The 18,885-nt window shown below is 67.9% G+C and carries 14 protein-coding genes; 7 read left to right on the forward strand and 7 right to left on the reverse strand.

The window, feature by feature from the left end:
* Positions 1–975, reverse strand: a complete 975-nt coding sequence (locus BAY61_RS26110) for a helix-turn-helix transcriptional regulator (RefSeq protein WP_245865438.1) — start codon at positions 973–975, stop codon at positions 1–3.
* 42 nt (positions 976–1,017) lie between these two features.
* On the opposite strand from BAY61_RS26110, the gene BAY61_RS26115 reads away from it, so the two are divergent.
* Both BAY61_RS26115 and BAY61_RS26120 read left to right on the forward strand, forming a co-directional pair.
* Positions 1,018–1,416: a RidA family protein gene (locus tag BAY61_RS26115; RefSeq protein WP_091809392.1), complete on the forward strand. Its 399-nt coding sequence runs from the start codon at positions 1,018–1,020 to the stop codon at positions 1,414–1,416.
* Entirely contained in the window at positions 1,413–1,835 is a 423-nt protein-coding gene (locus tag BAY61_RS26120; protein WP_091809391.1) for an SRPBCC domain-containing protein, read from the forward strand. The genes BAY61_RS26115 and BAY61_RS26120 overlap by 4 nt, the downstream gene beginning before the upstream one ends.
* Before the next feature lie 21 nt (positions 1,836–1,856).
* Here BAY61_RS26120 and BAY61_RS26125 read toward each other — a convergent pair whose 3' ends face one another.
* Positions 1,857–2,735, reverse strand: a complete 879-nt coding sequence (locus BAY61_RS26125; protein WP_091809389.1) for an LLM class flavin-dependent oxidoreductase — start codon at positions 2,733–2,735, stop codon at positions 1,857–1,859.
* Complete coding sequence (locus BAY61_RS26130) at positions 2,735–3,694, reverse strand: zinc-binding dehydrogenase (RefSeq protein ID WP_091809388.1); 960 nt, start codon at positions 3,692–3,694, stop codon at positions 2,735–2,737. Before BAY61_RS26130 ends, BAY61_RS26125 begins: the two co-directional genes overlap by 1 nt.
* A 172-nt stretch (positions 3,695–3,866) precedes the next feature.
* On the opposite strand from BAY61_RS26130, the gene ald reads away from it, so the two are divergent.
* The 5 genes from ald (at position 3,867) to BAY61_RS26155 (ending at position 15,371) form a co-directional block, all read left to right on the forward strand.
* Positions 3,867–4,973 carry an alanine dehydrogenase gene (gene ald / locus BAY61_RS26135; RefSeq protein WP_091809492.1) on the forward strand — a complete coding sequence of 369 codons (1,107 nt, stop codon included), beginning with the start codon at positions 3,867–3,869 and terminating at the stop codon, positions 4,971–4,973.
* A 412-nt stretch (positions 4,974–5,385) separates the two neighbouring features.
* A complete protein-coding gene (locus BAY61_RS26140; protein WP_091809386.1) occupies positions 5,386–6,471 on the forward strand; it encodes an ABC transporter ATP-binding protein in 1,086 nt (361 codons plus the stop codon).
* The gene (locus BAY61_RS26145) at positions 6,471–7,358 is read left to right on the forward strand and encodes an ABC transporter permease (protein WP_091809385.1); all 888 of its coding nucleotides are present in this window, start codon (positions 6,471–6,473) and stop codon (positions 7,356–7,358) included. Before BAY61_RS26140 ends, BAY61_RS26145 begins: the two co-directional genes overlap by 1 nt.
* A 267-nt stretch (positions 7,359–7,625) precedes the next feature.
* Positions 7,626–11,339 (forward strand): ABC transporter ATP-binding protein, encoded by a 3,714-nt coding sequence (locus tag BAY61_RS26150; protein ID WP_245866287.1) that lies wholly within the window; start codon positions 7,626–7,628, stop codon positions 11,337–11,339.
* Between the two features lie 294 nt (positions 11,340–11,633).
* A complete protein-coding gene (locus tag BAY61_RS26155) occupies positions 11,634–15,371 on the forward strand; it encodes a multifunctional oxoglutarate decarboxylase/oxoglutarate dehydrogenase thiamine pyrophosphate-binding subunit/dihydrolipoyllysine-residue succinyltransferase subunit (protein ID WP_091809381.1) in 3,738 nt (1,245 codons plus the stop codon).
* 50 nt (positions 15,372–15,421) lie between these two features.
* Here the strand turns inward: BAY61_RS26155 and BAY61_RS26160 are convergent, their stop codons facing one another.
* Genes BAY61_RS26160 through BAY61_RS26175 form a run of 4 tightly spaced genes read right to left on the reverse strand, consistent with a single transcriptional unit; the run spans position 15,422 to position 18,793 of the window.
* Positions 15,422–16,318, reverse strand: a complete 897-nt coding sequence (locus tag BAY61_RS26160; RefSeq protein WP_091809380.1) for an ABC transporter substrate-binding protein — start codon at positions 16,316–16,318, stop codon at positions 15,422–15,424.
* Positions 16,315–17,013, reverse strand: a complete 699-nt coding sequence (locus BAY61_RS26165; RefSeq protein WP_091809490.1) for an ABC transporter permease — start codon at positions 17,011–17,013, stop codon at positions 16,315–16,317. Before BAY61_RS26165 ends, BAY61_RS26160 begins: the two co-directional genes overlap by 4 nt.
* The gene (locus tag BAY61_RS26170; protein ID WP_091809378.1) at positions 17,010–17,699 is read right to left on the reverse strand and encodes an ABC transporter permease; all 690 of its coding nucleotides are present in this window, start codon (positions 17,697–17,699) and stop codon (positions 17,010–17,012) included. Before BAY61_RS26170 ends, BAY61_RS26165 begins: the two co-directional genes overlap by 4 nt.
* The gene (locus BAY61_RS26175) at positions 17,696–18,793 is read right to left on the reverse strand and encodes an ABC transporter ATP-binding protein (protein WP_091809376.1); all 1,098 of its coding nucleotides are present in this window, start codon (positions 18,791–18,793) and stop codon (positions 17,696–17,698) included. The genes BAY61_RS26170 and BAY61_RS26175 overlap by 4 nt, the downstream gene beginning before the upstream one ends.
* Between the last annotated feature and the right edge of the window lie 92 nt (positions 18,794–18,885).

An 18,885-nucleotide genomic window follows, 5' to 3' on the forward strand; every position in this document is an offset into this window, starting at 1 on the left:
TCAGTACCGTTCGGCCAGCCAGCCGCCGAGCGCGCGAAGCTCGTCGGCGAGCGCTTCCGGTTCCAATACATCGATGTCGAGGTTGAGGTAGGTCAGCCAGCGGGCGGCCCAGCCGAGATCGTCGGTGCCGAAGCGCAGCTCGCACTCGCCTTCGTCACCAGCTGCCACGGTCGCGACGCTGGGGTCGACGAGTTCGCGCACGAGGTCGGCCGAGGTGTACACGCGCACCCTGACCGCGTGCCGCCACGGCCCGTCGGCGAGCGTGCCGGTCACGAACGCGACGGCGTCGGAAGGCGGATCGGGAACGGGAAGGCGGATGCCGAGCGGCTGTGCCTCGGCGATGCGGTCGAGCGCGTAGACGCGCCATTCCAGCGCGTCGCGCGTGGCCGCGACGAGGTACCAGTTCCGGCGCAGCGCGACCAGCCGGTGTGGCAGCACGTCGACGGCCTTGGCGGCACCGCGTGCTCGGTGCTTGATCCGGATGGCTTCGCCTGCCCCGCAGGCGATCGCGACGGTGATCAGCACGTCCCGGTCGGCCGCGCGCGGCGAGCGCCCTTCCTGCGCCTCCACCTTGCCGAGCGCGGCGAGCCTGGTGTGCCAGCGCGCGGGCACGGCGCCGGTGAGCTTGGTCAGTTTGGACAGAGCCGTCACTGCCGCGGTTTCGAGACCGGCGACGCCTGCCGCCGTGCGCAGTCCGATGGCGACGGCCGCGACCTCGTCGGCGTCGAGCGGAACCGGTGGCATCGCGCGGCCTGGACCGAGCCGGTAACCGCCCTCCCTGCCGGGCTCGCCTTCGATGCGGTAGCCGATCTCCCTCAACTGGGCGACGTCCCTTCGCGCCGTCCGCTCCGTGACCCCGAGCCTCGCCGCGAGTCGCGGCGCCGAGATACCGGGATATGCCTGGAGCAGGGCGAGCACTTCGAGGCGGCGGCTGGTCGTGCGCACCGGGCGCCGGTCCGGAAATTCGTCCCGCATACCCGGACACTACCTGTCCTGGTAGGAATCCATGCTGACCTCATGACGACATCGCTGCTCCGCCCGGATGGGCTGGTCGAATCACCAGCCTTCAGTCACGTCGCGCTCGTGCCCGCCGGTGCGACGACCATCTACATCGCGGGCCAGAACGCCGTCGACGGCGAGGGAACGCTCGTCGGCGAAGGCGACATCGCCGTACAGACTCGGCAGGTGATGAAAAACCTGCACGTCGCGCTGGCAGCGGCAGGCGCGAGCGTTCAAGATCTGGTGATGATGACGATCCTGTTCGCCGAAGGGGCCGACCTCGGACCGTCCTATCCCGTCGCGGCGGCCGAGCTGGCGGGCGCCGCGCCACCCGTGACGGTCGCCTGGGTGTCCCGGCTCGCGGTACCAGGGGCGCTCGTCGAGGTCAACGCGGTCGCCGCCGTGAAGCGCCCATGAACCGGCACGGCTCGCGGGTCGGGCTCACCAAGGACGCCGGGTGGCAGATCGGCGTCTCCAAGACCGTCCACGTCCCCGTCGAAACGGCGTGGGAGTTCCTGATCTCGCCGGAGGGCATCGCGATCTGGCTCGGCGACGGAGTCACCGTGATTCCCGAACGGGGAGCGGGCTACGAGACCACGGCCGGTGTGCGCGGCGAGACCCGCGGCTTTCGGGAACGCGACCGCGTCCGGCTCACCTGGCATCCGCCGAGCTGGACCCACGACACGACGCTGCAACTCACCGTCACCTCGGCAGGTGAGGGGAAGTCCCGCATCGGGGTACACCAGGAACGCCTCGCCGATGCCGGGGAGCGGGAGCTGCAACGCAAGCACTGGAAAGACGTGATCGCCGTGATCGCGGAGGCACTGACCCGCTGATCTGGTCCACAGTGGACGCGCTCACGCGAAGTGGTCCACGACCTCGCCAAGCAATTCCACCTGCCGGTACCACTCACCGCCGAACGGTGTCACGACGACCCTGTCCGCCCCTGCTTCACCGAAGGCGGCGAACCGTTCGGCCACCTTCGACGGCTTGCCGACCGCGAGCGCGTCGCGCATCTCCTTCGCGCTGCCATGCCGGGAAAGCGCGCGGGCCTGCCTTTCCACGGTCGCGGCGGGCACGTTGCCGAGCGCGGCGCACACGCCCGCCGTGATGCCGGGCACCGGCCTTCCGATGGAATCGGCGAACCGTGACAGCGTGCGCGCCCCGGCCGCGACGGCCTTCGTCGCAGGGAACGCGGGGAACCACTCGTCGCCATACCATGCGCTCCTGCGGATGGCCGCCGCCGAGTTTCCGCCGACGAGCAGCGGCGGCATGGTCGCCGAAGGGGCGAGCCGCACCGGCTCGGCGGCGACCACTGTGGACTTTCCCGTGACGAGGCTCGGCAGCACTTCGAGCGCGGCGTCGGTACGCCTTCCCCTCCCCGCGAGGCAGCCGCCGACCGCGCGCCATCCCGCTTCCCCGTGTGCCGGGTCGCCGATGCCGACCCCGAGCAGAACCCGTTCCCGCGAAAGCAATTGCAGGGTCGCCACCTGTTTCGCGACCAGCGCGACCGGGCGCAACGCGAGTACGAGCACTGCGAAGCCGACCTTGATCCGCTCCGTCGCCGTGGCGGCGGCGGTCAGCATCACGACGCTGTCGAGCACGGGGTCGGCCGTGATCAGATGGTCGCCCTTCCACACCGACTCCAGCCCACAGCTCTCCGCGTGCCTGGCCTGCGAAGCGACCGAAGCCGCGCCGTCGGCTCCGCACGGAGGAAGGACGACTCCGATCCGCATCAGCCGACCTCAAGCAGGGTCTTCCCGATCGTCGACCGGGATTCCATGGCAGCGTGGGCATCGGCGGCCCTCGCGAGCGGGAACCGCTGGCCGATCACCGGCCGCAGGCTGCCCTCCGCGGCCAGGGCGAGCGCGCTCTTCGCGTACTGCCTCATCTCCTCCGGCGGCGCCCCAAGTCCCCAGCCGACGCTGACGCCACGCTCGGCGGCCAGTTCTTCCGGAATCTCCGTGACGGAACCACTCGCCGCGCCGAAGGTCACGAGCCGTCCGCCTTCGCCGATCAGGTCGAAGGCCGCCTTGCCGATGTCCCCACCGACGGCGTCGAAGACGACGTCGACCTCGGCGCACACCTCGCGGACCCGACGAGGCCATTCCGCGTCGCCGTAGCCGACGACGGCGTCGGCACCCAGTTCCCTGACGATGTCGAACTTCCCCGCGCCGCCGACCGCGCCGACAACGGTCGCTCCCGCGTTGCGGGCCAACTGAACGAGCAGGCTGCCGACGCCACCCGCGGCGGCCTCCACGAGCACCCTCGTTCCCCTTCCGACCCCCGCACCGGCATGCAGCATCATCGCCGTCCTCCCGTCGGCGAGTAGCGCGACCGCGTCGGCGAGATCGAGAGCGGGAGGCAAGGGAAGCACCGCGGCCGCGTCGACGACGACCCGCTCGGCGTATCCCCCTGTTCCGTTGAGACTGCTGACAACCCGCTCACCGGCGAGCGCGGGATCGGCTCCCTCCCCGATTCCGGTGATGATGCCACCGACCCCGTTGCCGGGAATCAGCGGCAACGACGCGGAGAACGGGCCCCAGCCACTCCTGCGGAACTGCGTCTCGACGAAGGTGATGTTGGCGTAGGCGACCTCGATGCGCACCTGGCCCGCGCCCAGTTCGGGCTCCGGTACCTCGGCGAAGGTCAGCACCTCCGGTTCACCGTGTTCCTTGAGCAAGATGGCTTTCATGGCACCTCTTTCCGTGTCACACCCAGCGTGCGATCTCCACCTAACTGGAGGTCAATGGCTTGTCGTGCCGCAACCACGGAAGCGGGTCATCATTGTTTCGTCGCCACGATGACACCGCCGTCCGGGTGGCTCACCGTTGGTGACGACATCGCACTACTCGCAGGAGGAAGCCGTGCGCATCGCCGTCCCCCGAGAGATCAAGAAACACGAGTACCGCGTGGCGCTGACCCCGGCGGGAGTGCACGAACTGGCCCAGCGGGGACACGAAGTCTTCATCGAAACCGGAGCCGGAGCCGGTTCCGCGATCAGCGACGAGCAGTACCTCGCCGCCGGCGCGAAGATCCTCCCTTCCGCCGTGGAAACGTGGGCCGAAGGCGAGCTGGTGCTCAAGGTCAAGGAGCCCGTCGCCGACGAATACCCGATGCTCACCTCGGGCCAGGTGCTGTTCACCTACCTGCACCTCGCGGCGGACAGGGCCCTCACCGACGCGCTGCTGAGGGCGGGCACCACGTCCATCGCCTACGAGACCGTGCAGTCGGCGAACGGCTCACTGCCGCTGCTCGCGCCGATGTCCGAGGTCGCGGGAAGGCTCGCCCCACAGGTCGGCGCGTACTCGCTGATGAAGCCGAGCGGCGGAAGGGGAGTACTTCCCGGCGGAGTGCCCGGCGTACATCCCGCGCGCGTCGTCGTGATCGGCGGCGGGGTCGCCGGTCTGAACGCGGCGCGGATCGCGCTGGGGCTCGGCTCCGACGTCGAGGTACTCGACACCAACGTCGACCGGCTGCGCGAGATCGACACCGCCTTCGCCGGCCGGATCCGCACCGTCACCTCGAACGCGCTCTCCCTCGACGAGGCGGTCGCCGAGGCCGACCTGGTGATCGGGGCGGTCCTCATCGCGGGCGCGAAGGCCCCGAAACTGGTGTCCAACGAGCTGGTCTCGCGGATGCGCCCGGGAAGCGTCCTTGTCGACATCTCCATCGACCAGGGAGGCTGCTTCGCCGACTCGCGGCCGACCACCCACGACGAGCCGACCTACCTGGTTCACGATTCCGTCTTCTACTGCGTCGCCAACATGCCGGGCGCGGTACCCCGCACCTCGACGTATGCCTTGACCAATGTCACATTGCCCTACGCGCTCCGGCTCGCCGATCGCGGCTGGCGCACCGCGCTTCGGGACGATCCCGCTCTGGCCAAGGGGCTCAACACACACGAGGGCGCCCTCACCAACGCCGCGGTCGGAACGGCACACGAGTTGCCGTCCACCACGGTGGAACTATAGGCCGGACACGAAAAAGGGGAACCTCGAAAGGTTCCCCGCATTAGGGGCGGCCCGCTCAACCAGCCTGGGGGTCACCGGGAGCGGGCCGCCGACTACAAGCTTAGGTAATAACTCCTGAGTTCGCTCCCCGGGGGGCGCAAGTTGCCGGAAATACTTCTTCACCGAAGTTCCCCGGTCACCGTTATTCGGCACGAAATGCACTTCGACCTGGCGATTTACCTCGCTGAAACGAATGTGACGTTCGAGTCAAATGCCCGTTGTCGCGCCGGAACCCGAGCCCTCCTCGCATCGTCCAATCGCGCCGTACGGCAGGATGTCCAAGCCGTCGGGCTCCGGGGCCGCGACGGCATCCACATGTGCGAACACATGCACGAACACGGATACAAAAAAACTCTAGGAGAACGAGGGCAGCATGCACGACGGCAGCGGCCGCATCGCGGTGCACGACCTCACCAAACAGTTCGGACCCGTCGCGGCGGTACAGAATCTGAGCTTCACCGTCGAACCGGGCACGGTCACCGGATTCCTGGGTCCGAACGGGGCAGGCAAGACGACGACGCTGCGGATGCTGCTTGGTTTGGTCACCCCCACCGCGGGCACGGCGACGATCAACGGCAGACCACACGACCAGCTCGGCAATCCGGGCAGAGTCGTCGGCGCCGTGCTGGAGAACGAGGGATTCCACCCCAAGCGCACGGCTCGCAATCACCTGCGGGTGTACGCGGCGGCGATCGGGGTTCCAGACCAGCGGGTCGAGGAGGTGCTGAACCTCGTCGGGCTCGGCACGGCAGGCGACCGGAAGGCGGGCGGCTTCTCGCTCGGCATGCGGCAGCGGCTCGCGCTGGCGACCGCATTGCTCGGCGACCCGCAGGTACTGGTGCTCGACGAGCCCGCGAACGGCCTCGACCCCGAGGGCATCGCGTGGCTGCGGACGTTCCTTCGCTCGTACGCGAGCCAGGGGCGCACCGTGCTCGTTTCGAGCCACCTGCTCTCCGAGGTCGAGCAGACGATCGACCAGGTCGTCATCATCAGCGCGGGCATGACGCGGTACTACGGCCCGCTCGAACAGCTCAGGGCGAGCCAGCGCTCGCGGGTGCTCGTGCAGTCCGCCGACGCGAACGGCCTCGTGACGGCGCTGCAAGGCGCCGGACTCACCCAGGTCGAGCCGACCCAGGACGGAAGGGTCGCGGTCAGTGGCGCGACCGTCCAGCAGATCGGTGACATCTCCGCCAAGGCAAGCATCGCGGTGTACGGCATGGAAGAAGAGAAGGCGGACCTGGAGAAGCTGTTCTTCCAGCTCACCAGCCCGCAGTACGGCGCGACGACGCCTCCGGCCTACGGCCAGCAGCCTCCAGGCGGATTCGGCGGTGGATATCCCGGCCAAGGCGGTTACCCGCAGCAGCAGCCGTACCAGGGCGCGCAACAGCAGTACCAGACACCACCCGGCGGCTACCAGCAGGCGGGACAGCAGCAGCAGGGCTGGGGAGGTCCGCAGTAATGGGCAGGCTCATCAAGGCGGAAATTCGCAAGACGCTCAGTACGAAGAGCTGGTGGGGACTCATGATCCCCGCCGTCGTCTTCTCGTTCCTCTTCGCGATGATCTGGGGCTTCATCGTCGGGGACATCAACGACTACCTCGGCGGCTCCGACGCCCGCCAACTGGCTTCGCTTCTGGGTGTCGAGCTCGGCAACCTCCCCGTCGGCCTGCTTGCGCTTGGCCACGGGGTGAACATCGGAACGCTCTTCCCCGTCATCTTCGGTGTGTACGCGCTGGCGGGTGAGTACGCGAAGAAGACGATCACGACGACGTTCCTCACGGCGCCCAACCGCGGTGCCGCGCTCACCGCGAAGATGATCACCTACATCGGCTGGGGCGCGATCTACGGCGTCATCATCGTCGGCTCCGCCAGCCTCGGCACGGTGCTGACCGTCGACGAGGTGGGAATACCCTCCGCGGGCGAGTGGATGGCCGTGCTCGGCGGAGGTGTGCTCGCCACGATCCTGGCGACGCTGTTCGGCATCGGTGTCGGTGCCGTGTGGAAGAGTGTTGTCGGAGCGACGATCACACTGACCATCTGGATGCTGGTCGTGGAAAACGTGCTGGTGTTCGCCGCGTTCGGCTGGCTTGAGGTCCGCTGGCTCGGAGGGGTGCTGCCCAACGGCACGCTCAACGGAATCGTGGGTGCCATCGGTGCCGAGGCGTTCGGCGCGGCGGGGGTCACCGTTCCCGGCGATCTCAACGAGGACCTCCAGTGGTTGCTCCAGTTCACCGCGGGTGCGCCCGGCGCATTCTCGTGGTGGGCGGCGGCGTTGATCTTCTTCGCCTGGACCATGGTGTTCTTCCTCAGCGGATGGGCGGCCAACAAGCGCAGGGACATTACGTAAGAGCGCGTCTGAGAACCGTCCTCTGCGCGAGCGGTGATCCAGATGGATGGATCGCAAGGCGGTGCCGTACTCGGAGGGAAACATGACGGAGTCATGGTGACTGACGACAACGCAGCGAGGCGCCATCTGGGCACCGCGCAGCCGGTACGCGATGGTTGTCAGATGCGCTCTAGGGAGACGTGAGTGTCAGGCAGGACTCGACGCGGCGCTCACGAGAACACCGAGAATCCGGAAAAGGATTCGAACGAGTCCCCCCGACGAGGCTGGATCCGCAGGCTCGCCGCCGCGTGCTGGCGGCATCCAGTCCTCGTCCTGCTTTCCCTCGGTGCCGCGATCGTCGGCGTCGGCCTTCAAGCGGTCAGCCCGCTGCTCGTGAGGGCCGCCGTCGACGACGCGGTCGCCGGTCACACCTCGCGCCTCGGCTGGCTCGCCGGGGTGCTCATCGCGCTCCAGGTGCTGGCCTTCGGCAGCGCCTTCGCCCGCCGCTATCTCGGCGGCAGACTCGCCCTCGACGTCCAGCACGACCTGCGGCAATCCGTTTTCGCCGCGGTGTCCCGGCTCGACGGCGGCAAACAGGACTCGCTGCGGACCGGCCAGATCGTCTCCCGCTCCATCACCGACCTACAGCTCGTCACCGGCGTGCTCATGCAGGTGCCGCTCTCGGCTGGTTCGGTCATCTTCGCGCTGCTCGCGCTCGGCGCCATGCTGTGGATGTCGCCGCTGCTGACGTTGATCGCGCTGATCGTCGCGCCTGCCGTGACGATCGTGGTCGCTACGAGCAGGCGCAAGCTGTTTCCCGCGACCTGGTCAGCGCAGCAGCGTGCCGCTGACGTCGCTCAGCAGGTCGAGGAGACCGTCACCGGCGTCAGGGTCGTGAAGGGCTTCGGCCAGGAATCCCGCGAGACCGGCAAGCTCGCGGGTACGGCGCGCAGGCTCTTCGCGGAACGGCTCAGGTCGGCGAAGCTCGCCGCCGTGCCGACAGCGACGACCGCGGCCCTTCCCGCGGCCGGTCAGGTCGCCGTACTCGCCGTCGGCGGCATACTCGCCATGCACGACCAGATCAGCCTCGGCACCTTCCTCGCCTTCGCCACCTACGTCACCGCGCTGACCGGTCCAGCGAGGATGCTGGCGAGCCTCGTCGTGCAGGCCCAGCTCACCAGGGCGGGCGCGGAGCGCGTCTACGACATCGTCGACGCCCAGCCCGAGGTACGCGATCCGGCGACACCGAAGCCCATGCCGAAGGGCAAGCTCGACGTGCGGCTCGACGGCGTCCGGTTTGGCTACACGCGATCCGAACCCGTCCTCGACGGGCTCGATCTGCACGCGCGAGCGGGTGAAACTCTCGCGCTCGTCGGCACTGCGGGCTCCGGCAAGTCGACCATCTCGCTGCTGCTTCCCCGCTTCTACGATCCGCACGAGGGCACGATCAGCATCGGCGGGCTCGACATCCGCGAGACGAGCCTCGCCGAGCTGCGGCGAACCGTCGGTGTCGTGTTCGAGGAAGCGTTCCTGTTCTCGACGTCGGTGAGGGACAACATCGCCTACGGGCGGCCTGACGCGAGCGAGGCCGAGGTGATCGCCGCGGCGCGGGCCGCCGAGGCACACGAGTTCATCAGCGCGCTGCCCGACGGCTACGACACGCAGGTCGGCGAGCGCGGCCTCACGTTGTCGGGAGGCCAGCGGCAACGTCTGGGGCTGGCAAGGGCACTGCTCACCGATCCGGGAATCCTCGTGCTCGACGACGCGACCTCGGCCGTCGACACGGCGACCGAAGCAGCGATCCACGCGACGCTGCGCGCGGTGACCGAATCCCGCACGACACTGCTCGTCGCGCACCGGCGCTCGACACTCGCGCTCGCCGACCGGGTCGCCGTGCTCGACGAGGGCAGGGTCGTCGACGTCGGCACGGTGGCGGAACTGGAGCGGCGCTGCGGGCTGTTCAGGGAGCTCATCGGAGGCAGCGCGGCCAGCGGGGACGACGTCGACAACATCGAGGAGATCCACAGGGAAGAAGCGCTCGTACCGGATGCCTCCGGCATCACGCCCCAGCTCTGGAAGACCACCTCGGCGAAAGACACCCGAGCCGAGACGGCGTCCGCGACGGCGGGAGCCTCCGCATCGATGAGCGCGGCCGGTTCGCGTTCGTCGCTGGACGTTCCTCCGACGCCCGAGCTGCTGCGCAGGGTGGAAGCACTGCCGCCTGCCGAGGACTCACCCCGGCTCGACGGCATCGACCCGACCGCGGCCGACCCCGGATTCACCCTCAGGGGACTGCTGCGTCCGGTGCGCGGATTGCTGCTCGGCGTGATCGCGCTCGTCGCGTTCGACGCGCTCGCGACCGTCGCGATTCCCGCCCTGTACCAGCGAGGCGTCGACGACGGGGTCAGGATGGGCGTGGAGTCGGCCGTGCTGATCGCGGCCGGTGTCGGGGCGCTCGTGATCGCGCTCGACTGGTTCGTCATCGCAGCGCAGACCCGGCTCACCGCGCGCAGCGGCGAATCGGTGCTGTACCTGCTGCGCGTGCGTAGTTACGCACACCTGCAACGGCTCGGCCTCGACTACTACGAACGCGAACTGGCCGGCCGGATCATGACGAGGATGACCACCGACGTCGACGCGTTGTCGACGTTCCTGCAAACCGGTCTCGCCACCGCCGTCGTCAGCGTGCTGACCCTGACCGGCATCGCGGGCGCCCTGTTGATCACCGACGCGGGACTCGCGCTCTACGTGTTCGCCGTGCTCCCCGTGCTGCTGATCGCGACGGTGATCTTCCACCGGCTCGCCTCCGCCGCCTACACGGAGGCGAGAGAGAAGGTCAGCGCCGTCAACGCCGACATGCAGGAGAACGTCACCGGGCTGAGGGTCGCGCAGGCCTACACCCGTGAGGAGCGCTCGGCAAGCGACTTCGCCTCGCGCAGCGACGCCTACCGCAGGTCGCGGCTGAGGGCTCAACGCTACGTGGCCACCTACTTCCCTTTCGTGACCCTGCTTTCCGGCGTCGCGGAAGCGGTCGTGCTCGTCGTGGGTGCGACCAGGGTCGCCGACCAGACGCTCTCGCCAGGCGTGCTGCTGGCCTTCCTGCTCTACCTCGGCCTGTTCTTCTCCCCCGTTCAGCAGCTCTCCTCGGTCTTCGACGGCTACCAGCAGGCGAAGGTCGGCCTCCGGCGCATCGGCGAACTGCTGCGCACCCCGACGTCGGTCCCGCAGGCGGCCCATCCCGTGGCGGTACCGGCCGAACTGACCGGCGACGTCGAGTTCGACAACGTCGACTTCGCCTACCCCGGCACCGACATCAAGGCGCTCGAAGGTGTGAACCTGCGAGTCCCGGCAGGCCGGACAGTCGCGCTGGTCGGTGCGACCGGAGCCGGAAAGTCCACAGTGGTCAAACTCGTTGCCCGCTTCTACGACAGCACGGGAGGTTCCGTTCGCATCGACGGCGTCGACGTGCGCGACTACGACCTGCCAGGACTGCGGGCACGGCTCGGCGTGGTGCCGCAGGAGGCCCACCTGTTCTCCGGCACCGTCGCCGACAACGTGCGCTACGGCCGACCTTCGGCCGCCGACGCCGAAGTGGAGGCCGCGGTGCGATCCGTCGGCGCGCTCGAAGGCATCGCCGCGCTGCCGTCGGGTTTCCGGCAACCGGTCGGCGAGCGGGGAAGAGCGCTTTCGGCAGGACAACGGCAACTCGTGGCGCTGGCGAGGGCGGAGCTGGTCGACCCTGACGTTCTGCTGCTCGACGAGGCGACCGCCGCACTCGATCCCGCGACGGAGGCCGTCGTGCTGAGGGCGACGGAGGCGATCACCAGAAAGCGGACGACGTTCGTGGTCGCTCACCGGCTCGGCACAGCGGCGCGAGCCGACGAGATCGTCGTACTCGACCACGGCAAGGTCGTCGAGCAGGGCAGCCACGAGGAATTGCTCGCGGAGGACGGGTACTACGCGAGGCTGTGGCGGCTCAGTGCGGAATCGCCGACCGCGTGAACGCGTACGCGACACGCTGGCGGTTGGTTGCCTCGACACCCGAGCTTGGGTGATTAATCACGGTCGCGGCCACCCCGCCGGAGCGCCGATCGGGCCGCAAGGCCACCACGAACCGCACTCGGCCGAACACCGGACCTTGATCGGAATCGATCGCATAATCGATTAAGTGACATATGCCAAGGCTCGCCCGGCTCCGTTGCCGGACTTCGGTGACAAGGGCTTGTACGAGGGGGTTAGCCTGGTAGGCGCGTAATCGGACAACCAGATCGAGACGGATAGAGGCGAGTCCAAGCCGTGTCCAGCAGCAGCCCTGCGTCACAGTTCGGCCCAAACGAATGGCTCGTCGAGGAAATGTACGACCAGTTCCTCGCCGACCCATCCTCAGTAGACGCCGCGTGGCATGACTTCTTTGCCGACTTCACGCCGACACAAGGAGGCGAGTCGAAGCAGGGAACCGCGGACGGCAACGGCAAGGCAGCCGCGAATCAGGCGAGCACGCCGCCACCCGCGCGCCCCGCCGCTCAACCAGCGCAACCGGCACAAAAGGCACAGCCCGCTCCTCCGGCGAAACCCGCCGAGACCGCGAAGGCTGCTCCCGCCAAGGCGACCCCTGCCAAGGCAGCGCCAGCCAAGAGCGCACCCGCCGCGAAATCCGCCAAGTCCGACGACTCCAAGTCGTCGGGAGCCGAGCGCAAGCCGCTGCGTGGCGCGGCCGCCGCCATCGCGAAGAACATGGACGCGTCGCTGACCGTCCCGACGGCAACCAGTGTGCGCGCGGTGCCCGCCAAGCTCATGGCGGACAACCGCATCGTCATCAACAACCACCTCAAGCGCACGCGCGGAGGGAAGATCTCCTTCACGCACCTCATCGGTTACGCGATGGTGCGGGGACTGCGCGACTTCCCGAACATGAACCGGCACTACGAGGTTGTCGACGGTAAGCCGAACGCCGTCACCCCCGAGCACGTCAACCTCGGCCTCGCCATCGACATGAAGGGCAAGGAGGGCCAGCGCACGCTGGTCGTCGCCTCCATCAAGAACACGGAGAACATGACGTTCCTCCAGTTCTGGCAGGCATACGAGGACATCGTCAAGAAGGCGCGCAACAACAAGCTGACCGCCGACGACTTCGCCGGAACGACGATCTCGCTGACCAATCCCGGCGGCATCGGCACCAACCACTCCGTGCCGAGGCTGCAAGCGGGCCAGGGCGCCATCATCGGCGTCGGCGCGATGCAGTACCCGGCCGCGTTCGAGGGCACGAGCGAGAAGACGCTCGTCGACCTCGGCGTCAGCAAGATCATGACGCTGACCTCGACCTACGACCACCGGATCATCCAGGGCGCCGAGTCGGGCGAGTACCTCAAGCGCATCCACGAGCTGCTGCTCGGCGGCGACGGGTTCTACGACGACATCTTCACGTCGCTCCGGCTGCCGTACGAGCCGGTGCGCTGGGTCAACGACATCCCCGAAGGCGAGATCGACAAGACGGCGCGGGTGCTCGAACTGATCGACGCCTACCGCACGCGCGGCCACCTGATGGCCGACACCGATCCGCTGAACTACCGCCAGCGCAGGCACGAGGACCTCGACGTCCTCTCCCACGGGCTGACTCTGTGGGACCTGGACCGCGAGTTCGCCGTCGGCGGTTTCGCGGGACAGCAGCGCATGAAGCTGCGCGACATCCTCGGCGTGCTGCGCGACTCCTACTGCCGCACCGTCGGCGTCGAGTACACGCACATCCTCGACCCCGACGAGCGGCGCTGGATCCAGGACCGCGTCGAGGTCAGGCACGAGAAGCCGGAAGCAGCGGTACAGAAGTACATCCTTTCCAAGCTCAACGCGTCCGAGGCGTTCGAGACGTTCCTGCAGACCAAGTACGTCGGGCAGAAGCGGTTCTCGCTCGAAGGTGGCGAGACCGTCATCCCGCTGCTGGACACGGTGCTGGACAAGGCGGCCGAACACGAGCTCGACGAGGTCGTCATCGGCATGCCCCACCGAGGCAGGCTCAACGTCCTCGCCAACATCGTCGGCAAGCCGATATCGCAGATCTTCCAGGAGTTCGAGGGCAACCTCGACCCAGGTCAGGCGCACGGCTCCGGCGACGTCAAGTACCACCTCGGCGCGGAGGGCAAGTACTTCCGCATGTTCGGCGACGGTGAGACCAAGGTCTCGCTGACCGCCAACCCCTCGCACCTTGAGACCGTCGACCCCGTCCTCGAAGGCATCGTCAGGGCCAAGCAGGACATCCTCGACAAGGGCGACCGCGCTTCGGGCGGGTTCACCGTGCTGCCCGTTCTGCTGCACGGTGACGCGGCCTTCGCCGGTCAGGGTGTCGTCGCGGAGACGCTGAACCTCGCGCTGCTGCGCGGCTACCGCACCGGCGGCACCGTGCACGTGGTGATCAACAACCAGGTCGGCTTCACGACCGCGCCGGAGAACTCCCGCTCCTCGCAGTACGCCACCGACGTCGCGAAGATGATCGGCGCGCCGATCTTCCACGTCAACGGCGACGACCCCGAGGCCGCCTACTGGGTCGCCCGCCTCGCGGTCGAGTACCGGCAGGCGTTCAACAAGGACGTCGTGATCGACATGATCTGCTACCGCAGGCGGGGTCACAACGAGGGCGACGACCCCTCGATGACCCAGCCCGCGATGTACGACATCATCGACACCAAGCGCAGCGTCAGGAAGACCTACACCGAGTCGCTGATCGGCCGTGGGGACATCTCCATGGACGAGGCGGAGGCCGCGCTGCGGGACTTCTCCAGCCAGCTCGAACACGTCTTCAACGAGGTGCGCGAACTGGAGAAGCACCCGATCTCGCCGAGCCCTTCGGTCGAGGGTGAGCAGCAGGTTCCCGCCAAGGTTCCGACGGCGATCTCGCGCGAGGTCCTTGAGCGCGTCGGCGACGCGTTCATCAACGTTCCGGACGGCTTCACCCCGCACCCGAGGGTCAAGCCGGTGATGGAGCGGCGCGCGAAGATGTCCCGCGAGGGCGGCATCGACTGGGCGTTCGGCGAACTGCTGGCTTTCGGCTCGCTCGCCATCGAGGGCAGGCTCGTGCGGCTCTCCGGTCAGGACTCGCGAAGGGGCACCTTCACGCAGCGGCACTCCGTGCTCATCGACCGCAAGACCGGTCAGGAGTACTCGCCGCTGCAAAACCTGGCCGACGACCAGGGCAGGGTCATGATCTACGACTCGGCGCTTTCCGAGTACGCGGCCGTCGGCTTCGAGTACGGCTACTCGGTCGCCAACTCCGAGGCGCTCGTGATGTGGGAGGCGCAGTTCGGCGACTTCGTCAACGGCGCGCAGACGGTCATCGACGAGTACATCTCCTCCGGCGAGGCCAAGTGGGGCCAGCTCTCCGACGTCGTGCTGCTGCTGCCGCACGGCCACGAGGGACAGGGCCCCGACCACACGTCCGGCCGGATCGAGCGGTTCCTCCAGCTCTGCGCCGAGGGCTCGATGACGGTCGCCGTGCCGTCCACCCCAGCCAACTACTTCCACCTGCTGCGCAGGCACGCGCTCGACGGCGTCAACAGGCCGCTGATCGTCTTCACCCCGAAGCGGCTGCTTCGCGACAAGAACGTGAAGTCCACCGTCGAGGAGTTCACCGACCAGTCGAAGTTCCTCTCGGTGATCGACGACGCGCACCTCGACCCCGCCAAGGTGCGCAAGGTGCTGCTGACCTCGGGCAAGATGTACTGGGAGCTGCTGGTCGAGCGCGAGAAGCAGCAGATCGACGACGTCGCCATCGTGCGGGTCGAGCAGTACTACCCGTTGCCGAAGCGCAAGCTGACCGCGGCGATCGAGCGCTACACGGGCGCGAAGGAAATCGCCTGGGTTCAGGAGGAGCCGGAAAACCAGGGCGCGTGGCCGTTCTTCGGGCTGAACCTGCCGAGGAGGATGCCGGAGGTGTTCGGCGGGCTCCAGGTCTACGCACGGCGCCCGATGGCCGCGCCTTCGGCTGGTTCCTCGAAGGTCCACGAGGTCGAGCAGAAGGCGATCATCGCCAAGGCACTCGGCTGACGGCTTGACCGGACGGCCCCCGAACCCTTGGGTTCGGGGGCCGTCCGCTTTCAGCTGAGTCCGTTGTCCCGCAGGAAGTCCTCGGCGATGTCGAGCGGGTTACGCTTGCGCTCGGAGTACTGCACGTTCAACTCGGTCAGCTTGTCGGTGGTGAGCACGGCCGACAACGCGTCGAGCGCGTCGGATTCCCGTTGCGACAACGCCCCTTTCGCGACGAGCGGGACGATGTTCTGCGCGGGAAACATGTTCTTGTCGTCGTCGAGCGGGACGAACCCGTTGGCGCCGATCGTTGCCGAGGTGCTGAACAGGTCGGCGACCTGCACCTCGCCGGAACGCAGTGCCGCGACGGTGACCGGCCCTCCGGTGTCGGTGACGGTGATGGCCGCGAACTCGCAGTCGTACAGCTGCTTGATCTTGGCCTTCCACCGGTCTGCCCACTGGCCTGGACCGCCGAAGGTGAGCTGCTCGCACCGGGGCGCGAGGTCGGAGATGGTCCGGATCCCTTTGTCCGCGAGGTCTTCGCGCACCACGAGCACGTCGGTGTTCTGCGCGGGGGCCTGGTCGAGGACTTCGAACTGCTCCGGCAGCACCTTGCGCAGCTCGGTGTAGACCGCCTCAGGCGTCGTCGCCTCGTTGTCGTCGTCGAAGTAGCGCAGCAGATTTCCGCTGTAGTCGGGCACAAGGGTCAGTGAACGATCGCGCAACGCCTGCACGACGACCTCCCTGCCGCCGACCGGAGGCCGGACGGTCACGTTGTCCGCCCCCGCGTTGCGCAGCGCACCGGCGTAGATCTCGGCCAGCAGCAGGCTTTCCCCCACGTCGGAGGCTCCGATGACGATGTCGCCGCCCGCCCCGCCTTCCGCGCCGCCTTCGAGCGGGTTGCCGCACGCGGTCAGCAGCATCGCGAAAGCCAGCAGTGCCATGCCGATCCGGTTCCGGTTCGTCATGCGACCACCTCCTTGGCCGAGGGGCGGCGCGCCTTGACGGCGATCCGCACCCCTTTCGGAGTGAGCAGGCGCTGGCCGAACGCGAGTACCACGTCGAGCACGATCGCGAGCGCGGTGGTGAGCACGGCACCGGCCGCGACCTCGCCGTAGTCCAAAATGGCCAGACCGTCGAGCAGGAATCTGCCGAGACCACCGAGACCGACGTAGGCCGCGACGGCGGCGGTGGCGACGAGCTGGAGTACCGCGTTGCGGATGCCGCCGAGCAACAGCGGCAGCGAGATCGGTACCTCGACCTGCCACAGTCGTTGCATGCCACGCATTCCCATGCCTTCCGCGGCGTCGACGACATCGTCGGCTACCGCCTGGAGTCCCGCGTACGTGCCCGCGAGTATCGGCGGGATGGCGAGCACGACGAGACCGATGATCGCGGCCACGGTGCTCTTGGGGATCAGCAGGAAGAGGAACGTGACGAGGCCGAGCGTCGGCAGCGCGCGGATGGCGTTGCCCGAACCGACGAGAAGTGTCGCGCCGCGACCGGTGTGCCCGACGAAAAGACCGAGCGGAATCGCGATGATCGCCGCGAGCACCAGCGCGATTCCGACGTAGGCGCAGTGCTCGATGAGCCTGGCCGGCACGCCGTCGGCTCCCCGCCAGTTCGCCGGATCGGAAAACCAGTCGCCGATCTCGGAAATCATGCCGGTACCGCCCTTCGACCGGAAGCCGATGCCCGCTCCCACGGCGTCAACATCCTGCGCAGCAGTACGAGCAGCAGATCGACGACGAGCGCGAGCACGAGGGTCAGCACGATGCCGACGACGATCGGCGAGAAGTACTCGCGCTGAAAACCGTCCGTGAACAGCACGCCGAGTCCGCCGACCCCGATGAGCGCGCCGACGCTGACCAGGCTGATGTTGCTGACCGAGGCCACCCGCACTCCCGCGGTGAGCACGGGGACGGCGAGCGGGAGTTCCACCGCGAAAAACCGGCGGGCAGGCCGGTACCCCATGGCCGTCGCCGACGCGATCACCTGCTGCGGGACGGCTTCGAGCGCGTCGAGGGTCGGCCTGATCAGCAGAGCCGAGGTGTAGAGGGTCAACGCGACCACGACGTTGATGCTGTCGAGGATCTTCGTCCCGATGACGCTGGGGATGACGACGAACAACGCGAGCGAGGGAATCGTGTACACCACGTTGGCGAGGGCGAGCAGCACCCCGCGCATCGGCCGCCACGTTCTGCCCAGCCAGCACAGCACGATGGCGATGACGACTCCGACGACGAGCGGAACCAGCGCGAGATAACAGTGTTCGAGCAGGTCGCCGAGAATCTGGGCGCGGTTGTTCGCGCTGCCGAGAAAACTCCCCAGTTCGTCGAGGAAACTCATGCGCCGGTCCCCTCGCCGGAGGCACCCTCGATGACGTCGAGTACGTGCCGTGCGGTGACGACTCCCATCACGACACCGTCGTCACCGACGACGACCCCGAGCCCCGACGGCGAGGACAGCGCCGCGTCCAGCGCGCCCCGCACCGGCGTTCCCCACTCGTAGAGCGAACCGCCTGCCACCAGGTCGGCCTCGGTGAGATCGCCCTCCACAATGGAAAGTGGAGCGAGCCACCCCCGAGGCTGTCCCTCCTGGTTCACGGCGAGCTGCCAATAATTGCGTGGCGCCCCCGGCTTGCCACCGACCAGTGCCTGCGGCACCTTCTCCGGTTCGAGCCCGTCGGCCGGCAGGAAGGAAAGCCCCCGGTAGCCACGATCCTTGCCGACGAAACCCGACACGAAGTCGTCGACGGGATGGCGAAGAACGTCGGACGGCGTTCCGTATTGCGCGAGCCGTCCGCCGACCCTGAACACGGCTACCTTGTCGCCGAGCCGGATGGCCTCGTCGATGTCGTGGGTGACGAACACGATGGTCTTGCCGAGCCGGGACTGGAGCCGCAGCAACTCGGTCTGCAACCCTTCCCGCACAACGGGATCGACCGCCGAGAACGGTTCGTCCATCAGCAGAACAGGTGAATCGGCGGCGAGCGCGCGGGCGACCCCGACCCGCTGCTGCTGCCCGCCGGAAAGCTGGGCTGGGTACCGCTTGCCGAGTTCGGGAGGAAGGCCGACCGTTTCGAGGAGTTCCTTTGCCCTGCGCCTCGCTTTGCGGCGATCCCACCCTGACAACATCGGCACCGTCGCGATGTTGCTCAGCACCGTCCGATGTGGAAACAATCCGGCGCTCTGGATGACGTAGCCGATCCCTCTTCGCAGTACGGCGGCGTCCGAATCACGAACGTCCTCTTCGTCCAGCAGGATCGAACCGGACGTCGGTTCGATCATTCTGTTGATCATGCGAAGCGACGTCGTCTTGCCACACCCTGAGGGGCCGACCAGTACGGTGATCGTGCCGTCGTCGATCACCAGGTCGAGGTTGTCGACGGCGACGGTGCCGTCCGGGTACCTCTTGGTCACCCCGCGGAACTCGATTCCCATGCCGCTCCCCTCTAGACAGAGGCCGACGGTAACCGACCTGAGCTGCTGAGGCAGGACATTCACGCTGCCCGGATGGCGTGTCAAACCGGGCT

This window comes from Prauserella marina, assembly GCF_002240355.1.
GTDB lineage: Bacteria > Actinomycetota > Actinomycetes > Mycobacteriales > Pseudonocardiaceae > Prauserella_A > Prauserella_A marina.